Origin of the sequence: Maribacter sp. PR66 (assembly GCF_028464205.1) — a bacterium.
Lineage (GTDB): Bacteria > Bacteroidota > Bacteroidia > Flavobacteriales > Flavobacteriaceae > Maribacter > Maribacter flavus.
Genome location: NZ_JAQPCH010000014.1, coordinates 1 through 23,555, shown reverse-complemented (window position 1 = coordinate 23,555; position 23,555 = coordinate 1). Strand labels below are relative to the sequence as shown.

General features: G+C 41.3%; 19 protein-coding genes. 5 read left to right on the top strand and 14 right to left on the bottom strand.

Translation table 11 applies throughout. The annotated features are described in order from the left end of the window. From PP181_RS17170 to PP181_RS17150, 5 genes are all read left to right on the top strand, one after another. Window positions 1-822: a sugar nucleotide-binding protein gene (locus PP181_RS17170; protein WP_272637992.1), complete on the top strand. Its 822-nt coding sequence runs from the start codon at window positions 1-3 to the stop codon at window positions 820-822. 6 nt (window positions 823-828) lie between these two features. Further along, entirely contained in the window at window positions 829-1,116 is a 288-nt protein-coding gene (locus PP181_RS17165; protein ID WP_138258637.1) for a 4a-hydroxytetrahydrobiopterin dehydratase, read from the top strand. 79 nt (window positions 1,117-1,195) lie between these two features. Then, window positions 1,196-1,906, top strand: a complete 711-nt coding sequence (locus tag PP181_RS17160) for a YebC/PmpR family DNA-binding transcriptional regulator (protein ID WP_272637991.1) — start codon at window positions 1,196-1,198, stop codon at window positions 1,904-1,906. Window positions 1,907-1,945: 39 nt separating this feature from the next. Then, window positions 1,946-2,857 (top strand): hypothetical protein, encoded by a 912-nt coding sequence (locus PP181_RS17155; RefSeq protein ID WP_272637990.1) that lies wholly within the window; start codon window positions 1,946-1,948, stop codon window positions 2,855-2,857. 157 nt (window positions 2,858-3,014) lie between these two features. After that, entirely contained in the window at window positions 3,015-3,869 is an 855-nt protein-coding gene (locus PP181_RS17150; RefSeq protein ID WP_154918688.1) for a hypothetical protein, read from the top strand. A gap of 8 nt (window positions 3,870-3,877) precedes the next feature. Here the strand turns inward: PP181_RS17150 and PP181_RS17145 are convergent, their stop codons facing one another. The 14 genes from PP181_RS17145 to PP181_RS17080 form a co-directional block, all read right to left on the bottom strand. Then, window positions 3,878-5,497 carry a glucosamine inositolphosphorylceramide transferase family protein gene (locus PP181_RS17145; RefSeq protein WP_154918687.1) on the bottom strand — a complete coding sequence of 540 codons (1,620 nt, stop codon included), beginning with the start codon at window positions 5,495-5,497 and terminating at the stop codon, window positions 3,878-3,880. 80 nt (window positions 5,498-5,577) lie between these two features. Continuing rightward, the gene (locus PP181_RS17140; RefSeq protein ID WP_154918686.1) at window positions 5,578-7,893 is read right to left on the bottom strand and encodes a GumC family protein; all 2,316 of its coding nucleotides are present in this window, start codon (window positions 7,891-7,893) and stop codon (window positions 5,578-5,580) included. A 165-nt stretch (window positions 7,894-8,058) separates the two neighbouring features. Then, window positions 8,059-9,156: a non-hydrolyzing UDP-N-acetylglucosamine 2-epimerase gene (wecB, locus tag PP181_RS17135; RefSeq protein ID WP_154918685.1), complete on the bottom strand. Its 1,098-nt coding sequence runs from the start codon at window positions 9,154-9,156 to the stop codon at window positions 8,059-8,061. Window positions 9,157-9,188: 32 nt separating this feature from the next. Further along, window positions 9,189-10,082 carry a polysaccharide deacetylase family protein gene (locus tag PP181_RS17130; protein WP_154918684.1) on the bottom strand — a complete coding sequence of 298 codons (894 nt, stop codon included), beginning with the start codon at window positions 10,080-10,082 and terminating at the stop codon, window positions 9,189-9,191. Next, the gene (locus tag PP181_RS17125) at window positions 10,083-11,090 is read right to left on the bottom strand and encodes a GNAT family N-acetyltransferase (protein ID WP_154918683.1); all 1,008 of its coding nucleotides are present in this window, start codon (window positions 11,088-11,090) and stop codon (window positions 10,083-10,085) included. Window positions 11,091-11,117: 27 nt separating this feature from the next. After that, window positions 11,118-12,095: a GNAT family N-acetyltransferase gene (locus tag PP181_RS17120; RefSeq protein WP_154918682.1), complete on the bottom strand. Its 978-nt coding sequence runs from the start codon at window positions 12,093-12,095 to the stop codon at window positions 11,118-11,120. Beyond that, on the bottom strand, window positions 12,092-12,814 hold the full coding sequence (locus PP181_RS17115) for a WecB/TagA/CpsF family glycosyltransferase (RefSeq protein WP_272637989.1): 723 nt from the start codon (window positions 12,812-12,814) through the stop codon (window positions 12,092-12,094). Before PP181_RS17115 ends, PP181_RS17120 begins: the two co-directional genes overlap by 4 nt. Beyond that, window positions 12,801-14,645, bottom strand: a complete 1,845-nt coding sequence (gene asnB / locus PP181_RS17110; RefSeq protein ID WP_272637988.1) for an asparagine synthase (glutamine-hydrolyzing) — start codon at window positions 14,643-14,645, stop codon at window positions 12,801-12,803. Before asnB ends, PP181_RS17115 begins: the two co-directional genes overlap by 14 nt. Window positions 14,646-14,852: 207 nt before the next feature. After that, on the bottom strand, window positions 14,853-16,031 hold the full coding sequence (locus tag PP181_RS17105; protein ID WP_272637987.1) for a hypothetical protein: 1,179 nt from the start codon (window positions 16,029-16,031) through the stop codon (window positions 14,853-14,855). 15 nt (window positions 16,032-16,046) lie between these two features. Beyond that, the gene (locus PP181_RS17100) at window positions 16,047-17,117 is read right to left on the bottom strand and encodes a glycosyltransferase family 4 protein (RefSeq protein WP_272637986.1); all 1,071 of its coding nucleotides are present in this window, start codon (window positions 17,115-17,117) and stop codon (window positions 16,047-16,049) included. 25 nt (window positions 17,118-17,142) lie between these two features. Further along, window positions 17,143-18,384, bottom strand: a complete 1,242-nt coding sequence (locus tag PP181_RS17095) for an O-antigen ligase family protein (RefSeq protein ID WP_272637985.1) — start codon at window positions 18,382-18,384, stop codon at window positions 17,143-17,145. 28 nt (window positions 18,385-18,412) lie between these two features. Next, entirely contained in the window at window positions 18,413-19,924 is a 1,512-nt protein-coding gene (locus PP181_RS17090; RefSeq protein WP_272637984.1) for an O-antigen translocase, read from the bottom strand. 67 nt (window positions 19,925-19,991) lie between these two features. Further along, window positions 19,992-21,350, bottom strand: coding sequence for an MraY family glycosyltransferase (locus PP181_RS17085; protein WP_272637983.1), 1,359 nt, complete (start codon window positions 21,348-21,350; stop codon window positions 19,992-19,994). Between the two features lie 409 nt (window positions 21,351-21,759). Beyond that, window positions 21,760-23,555, bottom strand: a 1,796-nt coding sequence (locus PP181_RS17080) for a T9SS type A sorting domain-containing protein (RefSeq protein ID WP_272637982.1), incomplete at its 5' end; no start/stop codon positions are given.

Genomic DNA, 23,555 nt, shown 5'->3' with positions numbered 1-23,555 from the left:
TTGGAGAAAAAGAAGGTCTTAATATTAGGAGGTAGCGGGTTCCTTGGCAACGCCATTTACAAGGAACTATGCAATTACTTTGACACCTATGGCACCTACTTCAATGCACGAAGGTCTTTTGAAAACAACCAACAATTTTTCCAGTTCAATCTGGAGGAGGACGATATTTTCGAGATACTGGATACCGTTAAACCACAGATAATCATCTCCGCGGTACGAGGGAATTTTGCGGCACAAATAACCATGCACCAACATCTGGCGGAGTATATTGGCCAACAAAATTGTAAACTCTATTTTCTATCGTCGGCGAACGTTTTTGATGCATACAGTAAATATCCTTCATATGAAAATGACAAAACACTTTCTGAAAGTATTTATGGCCGATTAAAGATAAAAATAGAGAATATGCTCATGCGTTTGCCCAGGGACAAAATGGCCATTTTGAGGATTCCTATGGTATTTGGAAATGGTTCGCCAAGGGTGCGGGAAATGAAAAATCTCATCCTTAATAATGAACCTGTAGAGGTTTTTCCTAATTTGATATTAAATGTGACCAACGATGACAGGCTAACGCAACAAATTCATTATCTTATCAATAGAAATAAAACGGGAATTTTCCATCTTGGTAGTACGGATTTGGTACACCATGAGGATTTTATAAAGGAAGTTTTGGAACGCGTGGGTACCTTCAACCCGATTATAAAAAGGGTTTATACGACCAATGAGGACAGGTATTTGGCAGTACTTCCAAAATCGAATTTATTGCCCAAAAATTTAAGATTTACCTATCAGGAAATTATAGACCATCATATTATTAAATAATAACACATGGAAAAATTTACGGACAAACAGATTTATGATTATTTAGGCCAGTTGGACGGCTGGGAATATGTGGACGGAGCCATTGAGACCACTTTTGAATTCAAGGATTTTAAGGAAGCGTTTTCCGTCATGACACGAATAGCCTTTGAATGTGAGGCCCAGGGCCATCACCCAGATTGGAGCAATGTGTATAAAACGGTCAATATTCGGTTAAGTACCCATGAAGCTAATGGCGTTACTGAAAAAGACTTTGTGCTGGCAAGGAGCATCGAGGATATTATTGAGAGTGATTAACCGTATACTATCAAAGACCGGTTTTCGGCTTTAACATTTGGGATTTTTGCTAAATTTGCCAGCATTAAAGAAATAGACTATGGGAAGAGCTTTTGAGTTTCGGAAAGCACGTAAAATGAAGCGATGGGCCGCTATGTCCAAGGCCTTTACACGGATCGGGAAAGACATTGTTATGGCCGTTAAGGAAGGGGGTCCGGACCCTGATGCCAATTCCAGGCTACGGGCGGTAATCCAAAATGCGAAAGCGGTCAACATGCCCAAGGACAACATTGAACGGGCCATTAAACGTGCCACTGACAAAAACCAAGGCGATTATAAGGAAGTACTCTTCGAAGGTTACGGTCCACATGGAATTGCTATATTAATTGAAACCGCAACGGATAATAATACCAGAACAGTTGCCAATATCCGAAGCTATTTTAATAAATGTGACGGAAGTTTGGGAACCTCCGGCTCCGTGGAATTTATGTTCGACCATACCTGTAATTTCCGGATTCTTGCAGAAGGTATCGACCCCGAAGAGCTGGAATTGGAAATGATAGATTTTGGTGCCGAAGAAGTCTTTGTGGACGATGACGGTATTTTAATCTACGCTCCCTTTGAAAGCTTTGGTGCGATACAAAAAGAATTGGAAAATAGGGGAATTGAAATCCTATCCTCCGGTTTTGAGCGCATCCCCCAGGTCACAAAACCTTTAAGCGAGGAAGAAGCCGCCGATGTGGAGAAGCTCCTGGAGAAAATTGAGGAAGATGATGACGTCCAGAACGTTTATCATACCATGGAGGAATAATACTAACGCCAGTTAACCAATCAAGAATTTTTTCGGGTGATGAAAATGATTAGGCAATTCCTGATATTAGTAGCAATAGCTTTAGGAATTACTTTCTTTGTTTTCTCACCAAACAATACTAAAGGAGGGAAATCCAAAAAATTTGCATCCGAAGAAATAGCTCCGGTGGCCCAATATCAGAACCCTGCTCCCACGTTACTTTTTAAATCCGGATTTGAAGGCGTTTCGCTAAGTGCACCACAGGAAGGTTACCAGTATTTGACAGGAAAAGACACCGAAACGGGATTTTCCTGGCCGCTATTTATTTTGGGTTCCGACTTTAGTGGCATTCATCGGGTAAATGACGATAATGGTAAAGCGATTTCAAATCGCTTGGAAAGGGCTCAAGGGCCAAACGGAGCTATTACCACCACGCTATATCAGGAAGTATCCTATGACGTTCAGGTGACACAGACCCCGTATCAAATAAATCATATACAACAGAATCCCAAGGAATTGTACATAAGCTACTGGATGAAAACGGACACCGTATCGCTGTTGGGAAATGATGAATGGCGTGCGCTTTGGGAATATAAGACAAAGAACTATGCGGAAAACAACGGTTTTAGAATGATCGCCTACATGGCAAAGGACATTCAGGGAAAACCCTTATGGTTGTTTCAGGGCGACAGAAATCCGCAAATGCCTGTTTGGCAAGTTGAAAACTATAAAATTCCCTTGATTATGGGCAAATGGTTCAAGCTGGAATTTTTTCTGCGTTGGAGCAATGATTCCAACGGATACGCTTCCATGAAGGTCAACGACCAACTTATTGGGGAACAATATGGTCCAACGACCTATAACGCTGACCCCATGGATTTTATAATGCTCACCCAGGTTTACGGAAATTCGCACCCCATGTACCAATGGGTGGACGACCTGCAAATTTGGGATGGCGTCCCTACCCCCTAATCCCTAATATAAATTGCGAGTCAGGCTAAAAGGTCATTTGACGGATATATAGGCAATCAAAAAGAAACGATTGATTTTAGGTTGATGATATTATTTATATTTGAAAAAAATTGTTACGCTCCGATGTCGTTGATGTTGGAGTATTCCATAGCCCATTATGAAAACATTAGTGCCATATATTTTGGCCTTGCTACTGGTCGCCTCCTGCAATAAGGATGGAGGTACCGATTCACTTCCATCCACACCGCAATTATTGTTCCGTTCCGGTTTTGAGGCGAATACCTATGTGGATGAAGTAAAGGAGGGTTATCAAGTCATAAGGGGCAAGGATGATGAAACAGGATTTACCTGGCCTATCAATATCCTGGGATCGAATTTTGCCGGTATCCATAGAATTGAGGATGATGGTGGTCCTGCCATTCAGAACTTTATGGATACTGTGGTAGGTGTAGACGGTAACCAGACCACTACCCTCTTTCAACGTGTCAATTATGACATTGGTGTAACCCAAACACCGTATCAAATAAATAATGTTCTGGAAAATCCAACAGAACTTTACATGAGCTATTGGATGAAAATCGATGATACCTCATTAAATGGTCCCGATAATTGGCGCGCCATTTGGGAGTATAAGACAAAAAAATACAATACAAGCAGCACAGATGGTTTCCGTATGATCGCGTTTATCACCACGGATGACAACGGAACAGCCCACTGGCTGTTTCAAGGGGATACAAATCCAGCTGAACCAATATGGCAAGAAAGGAACTATCAAGTGCCCATACCTAGGGAAGAATGGTTCAAAGTGGAGTACTATTTAAAATGGAGCGAAGATTCAGATGGTTATGCTTCCATGCGGGTGAACGGAAACTTGGTAGCGGAGCATTACGGTGCTACTACCAACAGAGGCGACAATTTGGATTTTATCATACTTACCCAAGTTTATGGAAATACCCACCCAATGCATCAGTGGATAGACGATGTTGAGATTTGGAGCGGATTGCCCCAATAATCATTGCCTTAGGATTTCATTTTTAAGGAATTACGGTAGGCTGCATCAAAAACAAAGGCTTTTTTGGTTTGATGTAGATGGTGCATGGCCATAAGGCCTTTGTCAAAAGTTGGATGGTAAACTGCCGTCACCGCTTCTTCATATTCCTCTAAGCTCAACTTTTTGATTTGATTGATATTCAGTGCCCTACCATAAATCCCATCCTCATTTCTTTGTGAAGGTCTAAAGGGTACATTGCCCTTTTTGAAAATACCACCCCCGTTGCGCGCTACACGGGCATCAATAATTACCGGGTTTTGGCGATGGGGAACCAACTCCTTCAGATGTAGTGAATCTACCCGATAGATGAATAGTTCACTGTTCATGGGTGACGCCCCGTCCGCCTGTTTATTAATGAAGAGCCACCGTTGATTGTCGGCATCTTTGTAAAAAAGTGGGTCGGCCACAAGTTCCCCTTCAAAAGCGGTGCTGTATAGTTCCCAAGAAATGGGAAAATCGACAGCCCTGTAAAGCTCCAACCTTTTATTCGCCGAGGTTTCCGGCATCAAAAAAATATCCTCTCCTTCCCTGAATATAAAAGGAAAGGAAAGGTGATAATCCATTACCATTACATCTTTGATGTGCTTCAAGGTATTGTCTTCCAAAATTCCACACGAAATTTTTCCTCTTTTTGTATGATAGGAATAGTTTTCAAAAAACACATAATCCCTCCCTTCGTGTTCAAATAGAAAGGGATCGGCCCAGAATTCGTCCTTGGGCATTGGGACCGACTTAAATTTGTCCAACGAAGCGGTTTCAAAATCGCCATAACCTAAAAAAAGTGACCATTTTTCCGGCCGTATTCCAAAAAAAGCATTCCCCAATTTCTCTAATGCCTTGGCCCCTAATCCATAATAAAACCTACCCATATACCTAAAAACATCCGAAAATCCTGGATATTTCATATTTGGAAGTTGGGAATCGGGTTTTAAGGAAATAGTCCGATTGTCATCAGACAGGGCATTTAATTCCTTCAACACCATGGAAACGGCACCCTCTGTTACCGTTCTAGATGTTTCGGACATGGACCATGCCCGGTTAAAATAGCACGTACTTCGTATGTTACAACGATCTTGGTTGTTGTCCGCAATGGTACATAAAGTTGCCCCGATACCCGAATCGCCCTCCAAAACCTCCCAAAACCCGATGGGACCGCGTCTATTTTGTTCGGCATCGGAAAATAGTATATTCCATACGCCGTTTTTGGATGCATCAATATCTTCTTCCGATAGCAAAACATCGGTTAGGTTTACAATAACCTCAAAATCAGGGTTTTTAGGACCATCTTTCCTTAAGGAGGCTACATTGATGGTTGTAATAGAAGGATAGGTACTTTTTAAAAAATCCGATGTAACCGATATTGGTTGCATGGTGTTCAAGAGTTTTTTTTCGAAAACCAAATGAAGATTTAAAAGCGTTCCGGCGAGCGAATTTATAGTGGAATTTGGTGCGGTTTCTCGTTTGAAAGCTTGGTCCAAGTAAAGAAACACCGTTTCAAAGTTTTGGTTTTCCACGACACTCTTGACAAATCGCTGCTGCCAATTGTACATTGGTGCATCTGTAGAATAAACGAATCCAACTTTTTTCACCAAAGTTCCTTATTTAAAAAAGGGTTATATCTGCCTAGGCAAACTCCTTGAATTACACCTATCACTGTTGAAGAAGGCAATTAGCCATTATAGCCATACGCATAGCCATAATTGTACTTCCTATGCTTGAGGTTACCCACGGCGTTCACTACATAGGCCATATTTTTTAGCTTTTTGTTTTTGTGCAATTCCTTTGAAAATTGCAATAGGTTTTTGTCCGTCATACCTGAACGCAACACAAATAAGGTGACATCTGCAAGGTCCGAAATAAGGAAGGTATCCGTAACCAACATTGTAGGTGCGGTATCCATTACAACATAATCGTAACTTCTTTTGGCTTCCTCTAAAAATTCAGCAAAACGCTTATTGGAAAGTAGCGCAGGGGCACTTTCTGGAATAAACCCACTTAGGTAAACGTGGTGATTAAAGTTTTTCTTAAAACCGAATTGGATACCATCCTGAAAATCAAACCAAGCATTTTTTAAATAATCCGAAAGCCCAGGTGAATTCCTATCCAAATCCATATAACTGTGCAACTTTGGATTGCGGAGATCCGCCCCAACCAATAGAACCCTTTTTCCCAAACTGGCATAGGCCAACGATAAGTTAAGGGCGGTCATGGTCTTACCTTCTTCCTTGATCGCGGAAGTCACAAAAACGACTTTTCCACCTTCCTTTTTGGGGACTAGGTAATCTGTATTGGTGCTTAAGATTCGGTACGATTCCGCCAATGCAGAGCCCTCTTGGAATCCGTGCATATTCTTTTTGTACTTAAAAAAGGGAATCTCTATCAATGTGGGTATCTCCGGATTGATTTTTTCGATTTCCTCCCTACCTTGGACTTTGGTATCCATGGAAGATTTGAAAAATATGAAGGTAAAGGGCAAAATGAAACCCAATAGCAGTGAAACTGGATACACCAACACTTTTTTGGGCCAAACGGGTTTAAGTCCACTAACACTGTAGTCGATTACTTTAATCGATGAGGCGGGTGCCGCATAGTCAATGGCCGCTTCCTCCCGCTTTCGCAAGAGCAATAAATAAAGGTTTTCCTTGATATTCTGCTGTCTTTCAATAGATCGAAGAATTCGCTCCTGCTCCGGTATTTGTGAAAATTCAGAACCGGCCCTACTCTTTTCCTCATTGTAGGTGCGCAAGGAAGTTCTCATCTGTGCCTCGTAAACCCCAACTGTCTTAAGGATGTTATCCCTGGCAAAATCCAATCGCTCCGAAAGGTTTTTGAGGTTCGGGTGGTCCTTGCCTACGGAAAGCATTAATTTTTGGCGTTCCCTGGCCAACTCGTTATAATCCTGGACCATAGTGTTCAAAGCCTGGTTCGCTAGACCTATATCCGCCGCCAAAAGGCCGTAGGCCTCATCTGAGTACAACGACTTCTTTAAAATGCCAATCAAAGATAGTTGTGTTTCTAATCGTAATACCTCACTCTCACTAATCGTCCTCTTACTCAAGCTCGCGTTGGCATCGGCCTGTATATAGGAAAGGTCTTCCAATTTCTTAAAGTCCTCCTTGCTCAATTCGATGGAATCCAATTCCGTGGACAAATCCTTGAATCGTTGGTCAATAAGGGATAATGTGTGTTGGGCCACAAGTTGTTTGTCCTCCAAACTGTTGCTATCGAATTTGTAAACGATGGCATCCAAAATTGCTTCTGTACGTTGCGTACTGTTGCCTTTCATGGAAAGTGTTATTACATCGCTTTGTTTTTCAGATGTTCCAATTTTCAATGCCTCTGACAATAACATGGTGGCCTGTCTTTTTGAACGTAGCACTGCTCGGTATACAATATCTTTATGGCTATTTACATGGTCAATATCTCCCAAAATGATCCGAAAGGGCAATTTAAATTCCCGGTCACGTTCTTCCTCATAAGAAACAAGGTAGAAGTTACCATCGGAATCCGTAATATTGAATCCTGCGGATGTCATTTCTATTTCGTAGATCAATGGATTGGAGATTTCCTCATCATCCATAAGCTTTTGCAAAACGAAAGGAGCCGTCCAAATTTGGGAAAACACCAAGTTGTTGGACTGGTAATAATCAATATCCAGTCCCAATTCGTCCACAACCTCACCTAAAAGTCGGTAAGATCTTAAAACCTCTATATGGTTTTCCAGGTTCAACCCAAGGTTTGGGTTGTTTACGACCCTATCATTGGGTATGATTTTGGGTTCCTTGGCATCATCCAAAATTTTGATCTTGGCCTCTGTATAAAAGGTCTTAGGTGCATATTTACTATAGTAGTGCCCCAGCACTAAAAAAATGGCACAACTAACCAAGAACCATGGCCAAAACCGAGTGTATTTCAAAAGTATGTCTTGGATGGAAACGGTTTCGTCCTCCTCCTTAAAATCTAAGATATATGGCCTTTCACTCATAATGTACGTGCAATCTTTTAGATACACTTAATGAAAAAACAGAACTCCAATAAACGCTGCATACCTCTATTTTAGGATACTGTTTGATTATATTGAACCGCAGAATTTTAGTAATTTTTTGCAGGCTTCAACGGACGAAGCTACGGATAATTGCCTGCCGTCTAATTATAATTCGTTCAATCCCAATATATTTTCGATAATACGGGGGGCCGTGGCGCCATCCCAAAGCGGTGGAATACTACCCACCTTCCAATTCCCGGATAGCAATTTTTCCATGGCGGGCCTAATGGCCTTTGGATCAGTACCCAAAAGTTCGTTGGTTCCAATGGTAATCGTTTCAGGTCGTTCCGTATTGTCCCTAAGGGTCATACAAGGAATACCCATCACGGTGGTTTCCTCGGTAATACCACCGGAATCCGTAACAACGGCCATGGCGCGTTCTACCAGGTAATTGAATTCCAAATATCCCATAGGTTCCACCAAATGAAGGCGTTTGTCAGCAATTTTAAGTCTTTCCAAAACTTTCGCCGTTCTAGGATGTACGGGAAATACCAAATCATAGGGTGCAGAATGCAGAATGATCTCATCGATGAGGGTCTTCAAATTCGCTTCCTCGTCTACATTGGCCGGTCTGTGTAAGGTCATGACCATGTAACTTTTATCCTGCAATCCAAGCTCGTCCCAAAAAGCCGGTTTTCTAAAACGGGGGCGCTGCTTTAAAAGCGTATCGATCATTGTATTACCTACATAGAAAATTGTTTCAGGATTTGCCCCACTTGCCAAAAGGTTTTGGTTCGCCAATTCTGAAGTGGTAAAATAGTAATTGGTGATGGCATCGGTCAAAAGCCTGTTGATTTCCTCGGGCATACTCCAATCATTTGATCGTATTCCGGCCTCTACATGGGCCACTTTTGTATGGAGTTTTTGGGCTACTATTGCACAGGCCATGGTAGAGGTGACATCGCCTACAACCAAGACCAAATTCGCGGGGTTTTCCAAGAGTTCCTTTTCAAACTTGAGCATGATCGCTGCCGTCTGTTCCGCTTGCGTACCTCCACCAGCAGCAAGGTTTACGTGGGGTTCCGGAATTTGAAGTTGCTCAAAAAAACTACCGGACATTTTCTCGTCATAGTGTTGACCGGTGTGAATCAGCCTATAATCAATTTTTATGCCTTTGTCCTGGGCCTCCTTCAATGCGTGAATAATTGGTGCAATTTTCATGAAGTTGGGTCTTGCACCTGCAATAATGGTTATTTTTTTCATCTTCAAATTTCTTCGGTTGGATATAGTCTTTTTTAGGCCCTTGTTGACAAAAGGGAGACGCACTCTTGTTCCGCCGCTTCCAATTCCACAGTGGCTACCTTGGCCCAATCTATTTGCCTTATCGCGGTATCCAGGTCCACAAATTCAAAGTCCTGGATCCATCGCTCCAATTTTGACTTGCAATTTTTAAGGCCGACATACGACTTGAATTTTCTGAATGGAGAAAGACCCTGTAGAATGGGCTGTCCATGATCAAAATCCCTTGGGTGGAAATAGGTCATTATGTAATCCGAATTTTTACTGAATTGCTTGATAAACGGATATGGAAATAACCTAAAATATCCTCCACCCGAAAAGATAAGTTGCCGACCCATTACAGGGTGCGTATTAATAGGGAATTCCTTTAGCTCCACACCGTTGTATCTAAGTAGGGAAGGTTTACTTGTCCCGTATTCGGATAGTCCACCATGACCTCTCTTGGCAGCAAACACGGAGGAATCGACCGTGATACCCAATTCATATAAAACCTCAAATGCCCACTTATTGCTTTCAGTAATGGAAAAACCGGGAGCCCTGAATGCGCGGACTTTTTTCCCGGTACAATCCTCCAGAGTCTTTATGGATTTTTCTACGTCCTTTTTAAAAGTCTTTCTATCCTGTTCGTAGGCCAATTGATGTAAATGGGTATGACTACCAATTTCATATCCCTTTGAGGCAATTTCACGCACCACCTCAGGGAATTTTTCTGCTATCCAACCCACAACAAAAAATGTTGCGCTCAGGTTTCCCGTATGTAATATATCATGGATGGTTTCCATATTTTGATGGATCCGCGTTTCAAAATTGGCCCATTCCTTAGGGGTTTTTGTATACGGATTGTCCAAAATATGATACCACTCTTCAATGTCAAAAGTCAGAATATTCATCTAGTAAACGTATTTTGAAATATAGTGCCCAAAAAATACCGAAGATTTTAAAGGCTGTAATTTCCAGATTTTTGTTAGAAATGTCATTTCCTTCAGAGATGCTCCCACAGGCTCCGAATAATTATAATAAATGGGAAGCTCCAAGGGGTTCCATTGTTTTTTAAACCGATGGTTGTTGCTCTCTTTCGTAGACCTACCAAAAGAGAAGTAGTCATACTTTCCGATGGAGTTTTTCATCATTTCCCAACAGATCAGGGCATGTAGATTGTGTTTGTCATAGGCACAATCCGTGGCAGACCAGCAGATTTCATTAAAATTCAGGTAGGACAAGGAAAACCCGGCAGCAATCACTTTGTCACCCTCGTTAATTACGGTAATGCCCGCCTCACCAAATTGATAGTATTCCAAGAGGTTTTTGTAAAAAATCTTACCTATGGTAGGAGACCCAAATTTCAACATCTTTTTACTGTACAAATCATAAAAATCATCCAACAGTTCCAAGCCGCCTACCCTGACCGAAAAATCCAGATTTGAGGCCTTCCGAAGCTTTTGGCGCAGTTTGGATTTGAAGGTCATTATCTGTTCCTTGACCGTAGGTTGTAGTGGTACGACACAACTGATTTTTTTATCGAATACCTCCCCCGTCAATTTTTCAAAAGATCGAACCTCGAACTTTTTGGTAGGGAGCATCTCGGATACTTTATACTTCCTTTTAACAGTATGTTTTAAGAATGGGCCTCCATAGGAAAAATGGGGCATTGAAACCAATTTCCTCCCTATTTGAACGGTTGGAAAAAGCCCTATCACCTCACCATGTTCTTTTACTGCATAGTTAAAGGACTTATACCCAAAGCTTTTCTCCAATATTTCGCCCAAGGATGGGTTATGCGCAATGGTTACCATTTGGTGTTCCTTTTCATGTTCCAAAAAGGAATTCCAAACGTTTGTATCCTGGCACAACTCCAAAACAGCACGTTGATGAACTGTATCATTAGGGTTATTGGTCATTTTATTTTTTTTGGTTTCCATTCGCTGTCAATACACATATTTGGAGATGTATTTCCCAAAAAGAACGGATGTTTTAAATGGCTGGAGCTTCCAGAGCTTCGTTAAAAACGTGAATTCCTTAATTGACTTTCCTACGGAATGGGAGTGGTTAAAAAAGAGTGGCAATTCTATGGGGTTCCATTGTTTTTTAAATCTATGGTTGGTACTATTGACCGTGGACCTTCCCATGGAAAAATAACAGTAACCATTTGCAATGGAGTCCTTGATGATATTCCAGTATAACAAAGAGTTTACATTATACTTGTCATACTTTTTGTCTGAACTTACCCAGCATAGTTCATTAAAATCCTTATAACATAGCGTTAGTCCGGCAGCCGCAACATTCCCATTGGAATATATTGCGGAAATTTGGGCCTTGCCATGTTCATAATCCGACAAGAGGTTCCTAAAAAAATCCTTCCCCAATGGAGGCGAACCTTTTTGGAACATTCTTTTTGAATATATTTTATAGAAATCGTCCAGCAGCTCCAAGCCTCCATGCTTCGTTTGAAAATTTCTCTTTCTCGCTTGTCGTATCTTTCTTCGGGCCGATGAGGATATGTTCATAAACTGTTCTTCCGGACAGTTCTTGAGTTTCACCTTGGACAGGATTTTATTGGCATAAAAATTATCCGTCACCTTCTGTAGCCCCCTTACCTCAAAACTGGTTTCGTTCAAAAGGTTGGAAACCTCCAGATTTTCCTTGGACTTGGAACAAAAAATAGGACCACCATATGAAAAATGGGGCATGGATACCAGTTTTTTACCCACCTTTACAGCGGGAAGGACACCAATGATCTGGTCATCCTTCATGATAAACATATTCTCTTCCTTGTAACCAAAGGTCTTGGCTAAAATGCGTCCCAAGGAAGGGTTGTGGGCAATGGTAACAAGCTGTCGTTCCTTCTCCTCCTCGAGGAAACCGTTCCAAGCTTTAAAATCGGATGCTTTTGCGAGATGTATCATAGCCTGTTCAATATTAAATTCATAAAAAAGGGCAATACCCTAATATCTCTCATTACACGCTTCTTGGGTTCTTTCATGGTCCTGTAAACACCCTCGAGGCCATTTTTGATCCACCATTCCGGTGCCCTGTGAACTTTGCCGGTAAAAACATCAAAACTTCCGCCTAGTCCTTGATAGACGGCAGCATGTAGCTTCGCCATCTCTTCCATCAAAAGCTCCTGTCTGGGGCTGCCCATGGCCACAAAGACCACATCGGGGCGTTTTAAAGCAATCTCTTCCAATAGGTCTTCCTTTTCTTTTTGATCCTTTAGAAAACCGTTACGGTATCCCACTAGGTTCATATTGGGATACCGTGTCTTTAAAAGCTCCACCGTTTTGTTGATAACCGTATCTTCCCCCCCCATGAGGAAAAAACTCTTGCTGTCATGGTATTTGGCCACAATATCCAACCAAAGCTCGCACCCCGGAATCTTTTGCACATTTTTATGTCCTTTTCTGTTGAGGGCCCAAACGGCCCCTACGCCATCAGGATATCCAACGTTTCTGTTGATAATCTCTTTTGAAAGGTCCGTGGCATGATGAATTTTTTCGGCGTTTACGGCAACCAGAATATTTTTGTTCTCAAAAACATATTCAAGTAGTTCTTCGCGTGAATTGGGAACGGCGGTCTTGACCCCGTTCAACATTTCCCAAACCATATTTTTTTTAGTTAGTGTCATTAGAATCGAACCAATAATAAATGCTCAGTAATAGAAAAATTTGTTTCTCCTTATTATAACCCGATGCATGGTCCTGCAAAATTTTAGTTACGGACGAAAGGTTGAATACCTTTGAAAAGGCTGATGAGGGATCTAACAATAACTTTTTCAAAGTTTCCATTTCTTCCCGGAACCACCTATTGGTTGGGGATTGAAAACCTTTCTTCTTTCTATTGATTATCTTCCTTGGCAAAAATTTTTCGGCAAAGGCCTTATGAATCAGCTTACCTTCTCGGTAATTCACTTTTCGTTCCAAAGGAAGTGATTCCATAAAACGGACCAATTCCAGGTCCAGCATGGGAACCCGGCACTCCAAGGCAAAGTTCATCGTTATCTTATCCGTATAGTTCAAAAGGTCGTCAGATAGGTTAAGACGGGTATCCAGGGCCATCATTTTTTCGGCCGGATGGTTACGGGATTTACAGTCCAACGTAGTATAAAAATGACCGATCAATTCTTTACTGAGATTGTCTTCTTTTCCAAGTAATGCCTGTATCTCCTCTTTGTCAAAAATTTCATATACGGAAAGAAAACGCTCCATTTCATTGGCAATCTCCATGGTCTTTGCTCCTCGAATCAACTGATCGTTCTTGGTTCCCAAAAGTTGAAAAGTGGGTTTCAATACGGACCTGATCGGGGATGGTAGATGTTCCCTGATAATTTCCGAACGGTATCGGCTATACCCTCCTAAAGGTTCATCGGCACCTTGTCCAGTCAATACCACCTTTACATGCGCCGAAGTCAACTTGGCCAAGTAGTACATGGGTATCATGGAAGTCGTTGCCAAAGGTTCCTCCACAATGCGGGAACACTCCTTTATCAAGCCTAGAAAATCATGAAACGAAATCTTCTCCACATGATGTTCCAGACCCAAAAGTTCAGCGGTTTCCTTGGCATCGGCTATTTCATCCTCTTCAAACTCCCCTTCAAAACCAATGGTAAACGCCTTCAATTTTCCTTTATAGTGTTTTTTTGCAAGTGCCGCGATTAAGGCGCTGTCTATACCGCCACTCAATAACACGCCCACTTCAACATCGGATAATAACTGTCTTTTTACGGATGCTTCCAGAATATCGCCGTACGCATTCACCAATTCCCTTTTACTTCCTTTTATGGTTTCGGGTAATTGGGAAGCATAAAAATGAGATTCATGAGTGATTTTTGAATCGGAAAAATTCCATGTTATAACATGACCGGAAGGGACTTTTTTAACGTTTTTTAAAAGTGTCCTGGGAGCGGCATTGTATCTTAATCTTAACAAACTGACCAATGCCTGCCCATCGAGTTCGTGTTCATTCAGGAGTGCTTGAATCGGTCTAATTTCGGATGAAAAAACTATTCCGCTCTGATTATAAGAATAATACAAAGGCTTTACACCAAAAGAATCCCTAGCTAAAATCATTTGATTCTTCACCTTATTCGCAAAGGCAAAGGCAAAAATTCCATTAAGGTCCGCAATGCTTTGCTGACCAAAATAGATGAGATAATTTAACAGGGTTTCACTGTCCGAATGCCCATTAAATTCGAAATCCTGGGGTAACCTACGTCTTAATTCTTGATGATTGTAAATTTCACCGTTAAAAATGAGCACGTAATTACCGCATGGGGAAACCATGGGCTGATGCCCTGCGGGACTCAAATCGACTATGGATAACCTGCGATGTCCAAAATGAACATCGTGTTCGCCAATTTGGAACCTTTCGATACCAAAATCATCCGGCCCCCTATGTGCAATCAAATCGAGGATATCCTCCGAAAAGGGAATGTCTACCGATCCTAAAATTCCGCACATACTATTAGTTTGTTAGTGTTTTCAGGCAAAAGTTACCAAGGACAAAGAAAATCCATCGTAATGGCAAAAACATAAAAACACGATTAAACACCACAAGCGATGGACAAACTGAATGGGAACAAAAAATCAAGATTATAAAACATGCAGGGCCCATAGATGAACGACGTTTATTCACTACAAAATGAACATTATCGAGACTGGGAGGTTTTACGTTTGAAAAAGATAGAGTGCCGAAAGCGCATATAAATAGGGCATGTTGGCCCAACGTAAGGTGTTCTTATTTTTTCGGAAATTGAACATATCAATGACCGAATAAATAGCATCCCCTTTACAAAATTTCAAGTCTATGGAAGCTGCCAATTTTTTGGCAAAATCAAGATCTCGCAATAACACGGCCAAATGTAAAAACTCCGCGTTATCGTACAGATCGTATTTTATAATGGAGGGTTTATTGCTAAGGCTGAACCTTTTGAAAAGTTCGGCATCGGCTTCGTAAAAATGAAGTTTTAAATAATCATAGCCCATGTTTATGGTTTTCTCCACATCGTTTAATGGTATTATTTGATGCGTTTTATGGATATTCTTGAGCACGAAACAGCTATGGAAACAGTCTATAAAGGAATCTTCATCCTCGGGCGAATACAACCATGAACCATCGTTTCGCTGCCTGTTTTGAATAAAGTTGTACAACTTGCCAATTTTTTCCTTGATAGCGTCGTCTTTATCGGGCAAATAGCCTAAAAAAATGGCATAGGCATACATGGTATAGGAAACCGCATTGGTGACCAGTCTGTCCTTGGACGGGCCGTAGGAAGTGGCCATTTCAGTTTCATCTTCATAAAGAACCTTTATATCGTTTTCATAAAATTCAAATATGCTTTTTATGTGCCGGATATAGCTTGTATCCTTGGTTAATTTTACATAGGTATGTATTGCTTCCAGGGCATAGGGCGTGTGGGTACTGAACGGCGTGTTCTCATTGTAGTCCAATCCCTCGCCGGCGGCCCATTTAAAGCCCAACCCCCAACAGAGTCCGGCATATCCTTTACAGGTGTTCTCAAGTAGCCAGTCCAAATGCAATTTGGCGCCTTGCAACAATTCTTCTTTATTTTCTCTTTTATAGAGATTCAAAAGAGTAAGGGCTGCCATAGCCCTTGCCGTTGGGTATTCCCTTTTTTTGTAGCCAAGGCGGGTATTGTTATTTAGGAAATGGTCAAAAAGTGTTACACCGGCCGCGGGGAGTATTCCCAAATACTTGTTTTTATTGAACAGGGACTTTACTTGAATACCTAAATCGGTCATCCATATATCATATGGGTCGAAACATGACAGATCATCCTTCATGCAAACCGACGCTATCCTCTTCAATTTTTTATCTTCATTCATAGGATCATGATGGAATTATGGGCGTTCGATAATGCTGTTAAAGGATTCGGCCAATCGATGGGCCACCTTGTCCGCTGTAAGATTATTGAGGGCATACCCATGATTATAAGTACCGATAGTGACCCTCCTTTCGGTATCTGAAATCAAATCTTGTAGCCGATGGACCATATCCTCCTTCTTCTTCAAATCCACAAAATAGCCCATCTCCTTATCCTTGAAAAAGTGTTTAAGACCACCCACTGGCGTTGTAATTACGGGCATTCCAAAGGCCATGGCTTCCAAAACCGATGTAGGCAGCCCCTCCGTGTAACTGGGCAGGCAATACACATGGGATTTCATCAATAAGTCCTTTTTTTTATCCCCTGCCACATGTCCTAGCATTACGATATCAACATCATTCTTGGTTTCCTTGGCTACCAACTCCATTTCCTCTCCGTCCCCGGCAATAAAAAGTTCGATGTTGGGGAACGACAACTTGAGCTTTCTGTAGGCATCGATCGTTTCGTAAATTCCTTTCTCCCTTACCAATCTGGACATAAACAGGATTCGAAGGTTTCCTGAATTTCCAATATGTTCAATTTTGTCCTTGATAGAAAAACCGGTAATCAGCCCACTCTCAATGGTTGTGGTCGCTATGGATATTTTGCCGGTATAGCCCCATTCCCTGAGTTTGGTTTCAAAATCCCTGGAGAGGACGAATATCTGTTCGGCTTTAGCGAATGAACCCTTGAAAAAACCTATATAGCTTTTAGTTACCTTCTTTTCAAAATCTAGGTCCCAGCCATGAAAAAAGACCACGAACTTCCTGTTACCCATGGCCAATTGTTTTGCAAACAGTCCGTCCCTAAAGAAACTACGGGCGCCTAAGGAAGGGTTGAGTACCACCAAATCCACTTTCTTAAGGGAACTCATAAGCTTCCATTGATCTAAAAATGGGCCTAAGGGATTTTTGCCGTGCCCTCCTATTTCCAAAGGTGTAACTTTCAAATCCTTTTTTATCTGGAACTCGGGCAAGAGGGCATTCCAAAAGGAACTTACCCCTCCCGGAGTTTTAAGATTTGGTACGGTCACAAGAATCTTTGCCATGGGCGATCACTAACTTTTAAGGGATTTATTGCGTAATGGCAGGTGTATATGATTTTTCCATATTCCTCTTTTTTCTTAGAACAGTCACTTTTTTGAACATCATGTCCTCAAACTCCAATTTTACATAGACAAGTACCATAAAGACATCCAGCTCAAACCACATTCCACCTTGGGTCAGCATCAAGGACAGATACAAAAAATATACGGACAATGCCAAGCGATACGAAGGCCTATTCTTTCTTTTCCAGATAAATTTAAAGAGTGAAATAAGGTATCCGAAGAAAAAAACGATGCCAAGGACTCCATTCTGGCCCAATTGGGTAAAAAACTCATTATGGGCGTACACCCGTATCCCTGTAGCATCCTTGATCTTGTCCACCAAGGCATCGAAACCAAAACCAAAGAGCATTTCAAAAAGGTTTCCACTGTACCATAATTCTACCGCCGTTTGCCAAAAGATGAGTCGGCCAGAGCCTGCTGCGGTTTGTTTGCCGTTCCTTATGTCAAAAATTCGGTTGTAAAATGTCTCATTGGTTTCCAAGAGATAGAAAAATCCAGCGGCCAATACTGCAACAGTAAGGGTAGCCGTAGCAATTTGCTTTATGGAGAATTTTTTCGGAAGAAATAAGAATACGAGCCCAATGGCCAACATGGCATATCCCGTTCTAACAAAGGTCAAGTAAACCAGATAAATACCAAATGCGACGATGGCGTAATTCAATTTTGTATACTTGATGATAGTAGATTTTGCCTTTAGAAAGGCGATCATTATCAAAACTGCGGTTGTGGTGGTTATGGCGGCACCGTGCGTATTTTGGAACATTCCTGAAAAGGTGCCGAAGCTTTCATAGTCTACCGTATCCTTTGCCTTGGTTTCCAAAATGCCCAAAATAAAGGGGATCCCGGATAAAATCACAAACTGGGCAAAACCTAAAAGTATCTTGTCCAAATTCCTTAGGTCCTTTATTTTGATCATTGCATACTCGAACATGAGCGGGAACATCATGTATCGGACAAAATCGATGATACTGGCAAAATAGCTTACGGAAAAGTTTGCCGTCACAAGGTTTTTTCCGGCCCTGGCGTAGGACCATTTTAAGAAATTTGGTTTTCGCCGATTACGAATAATCAAAACCTGCCAAACCAAAAATAGAAAAAGGGGAATCTTCCAGAATTGGGAAAACGTTGTGGGTCCCACCGGCACGGGCCCTAAATAGATCAGAACGAACAAAACCCCATAAAGTGCCAGTTTTTTAATATCGCTCATTCCAATTGTAATTAGTTGTGCCTATTGCTTATTTCTTACCCAAAAACCCCGAAATGAGTTGTATCAGACCTAGGCGTTTATCCAATTCCACAAAGGAAAAATATCCGGACAAAAGGATAAGAAGGACGCCCAAGATATACATCCAAAGTGTATTCAACATAGTAATACCGACCAAGCACAGCACTCCCAAGATGAATTGCAAACCAAAAATCTTGGAGAATCCCTTTTGGAAGGAAAATCGATATTTTCTGCTGGCAATAAAATAAACCTGTCCTAGGTATACCACGTACGAGACCAAAAAGGAAATTCCCAAACCTTCCAGCCCCCAATAATGATAACCTAGGATGTTGAATAGCAAGAGATAGAGATTGGAAACCAGCTCGTTCCAAAAGAACAGTTTACTCTTTCCCTTTGCGATAAATATAAAGCCTATAACCCATGCCGGAACCTTAAAGAAGAGTCCTAAAAAGGCCCAGTAAATCATCACATTGGCGGCCAAGAATTCCGAAGAATAAAGAATGATAATCACCCAATCGATAAACACCATTAACCCCACCAATACCGGTGCCAAAATCAATAAGGCTATTTCGGTTTGTTGGTTAATTAGTTCATTTGCCTTTGTATTATTTGAGGCCACGGAAGCAAGCCTAGGGTAATAGTCAGTTTCCATCGCTGTGAAAAGCAATCCAACATACGTAGTTATCAGGGCAATTCCTGCATTGTAAAGCCCTACTTCCTCCACGCCTCCGGAATAATTGATAAAAACCCTTAAAATATAGGATTCGCCCAATACCATAATTCCGCTGAGACTCAACATAAAACCCATGGTCATCATGCCCTTTCCTTCCGCTTTCAATTCTTTGAAAGGTAAAGGAACCCGTTCTTTTTTAATGCTTTTACCAAAATAAAGTGCGACCAGAAATGTTGCTAGAGCGGTTATCACCAATCCTGGCACTATCCCTTCCAGACCCAAATAGTAGTAAAAAGGTATCGACAATAAAAGGCCAATGGCAGAACCGATCATATTGGCTTTTGCCAAGTCCTTAAGTTTCCGTAATCCTTGTAAAATCACAAAATGGCCACTGGCCAATTGCTTTAGAAGTACGGTTATGGACAACCAGATAAAGGCGATGGTATATTCTGTATTTCCAAAGGCCACTTCACTCAGCCACTTCGCCCCAAAAAGGGTTATCAAGGATCCTGCAACTCCTGTTAGCCAAATTAATCGGTTAAGTACACTTATCGTTTTGGCCAAGCGATAGTCATCATTGGAATCTTTCGCCGTGGCAATGTCCTTTACGCCACTGATTCCAAGGCCAAAATTAGTCAATGAACTGATTAACAGTATAGTGGTATTTAGCAATCCCAAAATACCAACGCCAGCAGGGCCTAGTAGCACCGCCATAATTTTGGATCGTAAAATAGAAATTAGGATATTAAAAACCTGTACCCCACCAAAAATGGAGGTAGCCTTCATAATCTGCCGATAACTGCTTCCTTTTTGCTTATCTACTTTGGTAAGTTCTAGGGATTTTTCCAACGCTTGCTTTTTTAATTGACCGGCTCACGGAGCAATTTCTATATGGTTTATAGATTATACCCTTCTATTAAAGGACACTGTCTTTATCCAATGCCTTGTTCTTTCTATTCCTCAATTTTCCTTTTAAGGTATTAAAGGTCTTGGTTCTGTCCTTAATAAATTCCTTCCCATTGTATTGACCATTTGACTTAGTGGACATTCCGTTTAAATTGGATTTGAAAGTTTTGTTTTGGTCCGATGCAGCCAAATCCTTTAAAGAAGTAACTTCATGGCTAGCACTTCCATTCATTAATCCCGACCCAGTATTGGAAGCATTGGAAAGGGCATCATTTTTAACCCCAAAAACTTTTAAAAATGGAAGTAAATAAATAAATGCACCAAACAACACCGCTGCTACCAAATGTACATGAACATTCAACTGCATCGTTAGGAATGCAAAGGCGATGACCAATGAATTAGCGATTACCAGGGTAAACGTGGACTTTTTATGGGACAATCCTATGCGTAAGAGCTGATGATGGATATGGTTGGAATCGGCACTAAAGGGGCTCCTTCCCTCGCGAATCCGTATTGCAAAGACCCGCAAAAGGTCAAACAGCGGATACGAAAAGATGGCTAACAAAATGACAGGCGAATTTGTAAAGCTATTGGTTGTCCCTATTTCCATATTTAGGTTTAGAAAATAAATACCTTGATATGCCAAAAGAAACCCGGTTAACAGAGATCCACAATCCCCCATGAAAATCTTTTTGTCCCTGGATAGATTATACTTTAAAAATCCCAAGACCGATCCCACGAATATGGTAGCCACCAAAGACATCAAATAATTGCCTTTGATGGAAAAAAGTATGCCGAACGTAATACTTCCAAGTATAGAAAGTGAACCCGCAAGACCATCAATACCATCCACCAGGTTGAAGGCGTTGATGACCAACATGAAAACAAAAATGGAAAATAATACGGAAGCTATGTAAGGCAATTCGTTTAAACCAAAAATACCCCCAAAATGCAATATCCTAATATCCGTAAGCACCACAACGTTTAAGACGGCAATCAACTGACCGATCAATTTCTTTTTAGGCGCCATTCCGGTCAAGTCATCCTTAATTCCCAAAAAGACCAAAATTATGGATGAGCCCATGATTGCAAGTAGTTTTGCTAAATCTGTAGGAACAAGGTCGGTCAAAATGCCAAACACGATGATTGAAAGGGAAAAGGCCAAAAATATACCCAATCCACCTAAGTTTGGGGTTTTGGAAACGTGCATTTTTCGATGATCGGGATCATCCATCAAACCCTTTAATTTCGATACATTTATTATTACTGGATATAGATAAATGCTCGAAGACAAAAAGAAAGCGGCAAAACCGGCAATCAAGGAAAGGTAAACGTAATTGGATAAAAAGTCTATCATATTGTTGGGCATTCCTTTCTAATTTTCGTAACCATAATGAACATGTACTTTCTCATTGGCACTTACTCCCTACATGGGCGTACCATTTTGCATAAATCCCTCTCTAAAGAGGTCATTCCAATAAGAGTTCAAGGTGGAAAGAAGTTGGGTCAGTTTGGTTTTCAAATTTTTTTGTGGGATAAAAGTATAGGGAAAGCAGTTGGTTCAGAACAATAATCGTTATCATGCCGTGTTCATCGGCAATCCGCTTAACGCCCATTTTTAAAGGGATGGTCGACAAGAGGTATTGTAATCTTCATCTTACAAACCTAAGTTGAAAACTAGTGATATGGGCTGTTCTGCCACTATTTTAGGAAGTGCCGAAATGAAAAAAGCCCTTTAGAATTAATTCTAAAGGGCTTTTGGTCAAGTATTGATTTAATTACCTCTTAATGAATTTTTTTATCATATTGTTTGAACTGCTTCCGTTAGCCCTTATAATATAGACACCTGATTCTAAACTCCTAACGTCAATTTGTTGTAAGTTCCAAGAATTACCAGGAACACTTTTGACCAACTTACCAGAAATATCATAAAGGTCAAATCTGATTATACCAGACGCCTTTGGAACCTCCAAGTTTAATATTTCAACCGTGGGATTAGGCCAGACCTCCATTTGCAAAGTACGTGCCGTTGTTACTAGATATGGATTCTCCATTCCAAAGGTTGGTGCCTCCAAATTTCCACTAAATGAGCTAAACGTATACGGATTTGCATCTATATCATAAGCCATTCCATCAGTATGGTCATTAATAGCATACCAAGCATCCGTATTACTATCCCTAAAAACTAGCATAGGTTCACCCCCGGTAAATTTAAAGTCATCACCTCCCAATTGAGTGCCGTACAAAAAGTTTTCATCGCCTGATACATCAGGAATACCTATCGCATCCAAAACATTACCAAGATTTGAAATATCTCCATCCAATTGGCCATCGTTATCACTATCAAAATCATCAATACCATCTTGATAGTTATCTGTAAGGATTACTGTAAAGCTTGGATTCTCAACATCTGGAATCGAAACCGTTAAAAGTCCATTTGCATCAAAAGTCCCCGAAATTTGCTCCACATCATTGACCCCTCCAGAGGCATTTCCAGAATCAGAATCCAAGATGACTATCCATCCCGTAAAAGCTTGTCCAGCAGGACCTTTTAGTTCGATTAATTGTGTAGACGGATCCGTCCCAGATGGGTTTGGTTGAATTTCATTGATTAGAACAATCACGGGAACCGGTTCCAAAACCTCTACATCATCAGTTGCAGAATTTGAGCAACCATTTTCGTTCTCGTACGTATAAGTTAGTGTGTGATTACCTATTCCCGCAACCGTTGGGTCAAAATCATAGGTGCCATCTCCATTATCGGTTACTCCAGATCCACTATAAGTACCTCCCTCAGGGCTACCTCCAGAAAGGTTGTATTGAATTCCAGCATCGATACTTATTTCCCCAAAGGCAAGGAATTCGACCATGGGTAAAACAACATCCTCATCAATATCACCATCACCGTCATTGTCGACACCATCGCATTCTTCAACATCGCATCTATCCGGAGTACCATCTCCATCGGAATCTAGGTTATCGTCATATCCTGGACATTTGTCCAAACAATCCGGTACACCATCTTGGTCAGAATCCATTGATACTCCATTAGCGTCGACATTATCTGGGCAGGACGAATCGATTTCGTCATCATTGCAATCGACAATGCCGTCACCATCGGTGTCAACGGTGTCATCGCAGTCATCCATACAATCGGGAGTACCGTCTCCATCAGAATCTAGGTTGTCATCGTAACCGGGACATTTATCCAAACAATCTGGTACACCGTCCTGATCAGTATCCAAAGTATTATCACAATCATCGAAACAATCGGCAATACCATCACCATCAGCATCAAATCCTTCGTCAACTTTACCATCGCCGTCATTATCCTTGCCGTCACATTCCTCCACATCACATGCGTCTGGAATGCCATCGCCATCTTTATCCAAAGAATCGTCCCCATTTGGGCAAACATCAAAACAATCCGCAACACCATCATTATCGGAATCAAAACCTTCGTCTAATTCGCCGTCGCCATCATTGTCGATTCCATCACATACTTCGATTGCATTCGGTTCCGATATGGTAACACTGCACTGCGAAGTAGCGCCCGTGGCGTCCGTTATCGTTA

Coding starts and splice junctions, on each gene's coding strand:
- PP181_RS17165 (WP_138258637.1), top strand. CDS start 829: ATGGAAAAATTTACGGACAAACAGATTTATGATTATTTAGGCCAGTTG.
- PP181_RS17160 (WP_272637991.1), top strand. CDS start 1,196: ATGGGAAGAGCTTTTGAGTTTCGGAAAGCACGTAAAATGAAGCGATGG.
- PP181_RS17155 (WP_272637990.1), top strand. CDS start 1,946: ATGAAAATGATTAGGCAATTCCTGATATTAGTAGCAATAGCTTTAGGA.
- PP181_RS17150 (WP_154918688.1), top strand. CDS start 3,015: ATGAAAACATTAGTGCCATATATTTTGGCCTTGCTACTGGTCGCCTCC.
- PP181_RS17140 (WP_154918686.1), bottom strand. CDS start 7,893: ATGAGTGAAAGGCCATATATCTTAGATTTTAAGGAGGAGGACGAAACC.
- wecB (WP_154918685.1), bottom strand. CDS start 9,156: ATGAAAAAAATAACCATTATTGCAGGTGCAAGACCCAACTTCATGAAA.
- PP181_RS17130 (WP_154918684.1), bottom strand. CDS start 10,082: ATGAATATTCTGACTTTTGACATTGAAGAGTGGTATCATATTTTGGAC.
- PP181_RS17125 (WP_154918683.1), bottom strand. CDS start 11,090: ATGACCAATAACCCTAATGATACAGTTCATCAACGTGCTGTTTTGGAG.
- PP181_RS17120 (WP_154918682.1), bottom strand. CDS start 12,095: ATGATACATCTCGCAAAAGCATCCGATTTTAAAGCTTGGAACGGTTTC.
- PP181_RS17115 (WP_272637989.1), bottom strand. CDS start 12,814: ATGACACTAACTAAAAAAAATATGGTTTGGGAAATGTTGAACGGGGTC.
- asnB (WP_272637988.1), bottom strand. CDS start 14,645: ATGTGCGGAATTTTAGGATCGGTAGACATTCCCTTTTCGGAGGATATC.
- PP181_RS17105 (WP_272637987.1), bottom strand. CDS start 16,031: ATGAATGAAGATAAAAAATTGAAGAGGATAGCGTCGGTTTGCATGAAG.
- PP181_RS17100 (WP_272637986.1), bottom strand. CDS start 17,117: ATGGCAAAGATTCTTGTGACCGTACCAAATCTTAAAACTCCGGGAGGG.
- PP181_RS17095 (WP_272637985.1), bottom strand. CDS start 18,384: ATGAGCGATATTAAAAAACTGGCACTTTATGGGGTTTTGTTCGTTCTG.
- PP181_RS17085 (WP_272637983.1), bottom strand. CDS start 21,350: ATGCCCAACAATATGATAGACTTTTTATCCAATTACGTTTACCTTTCC.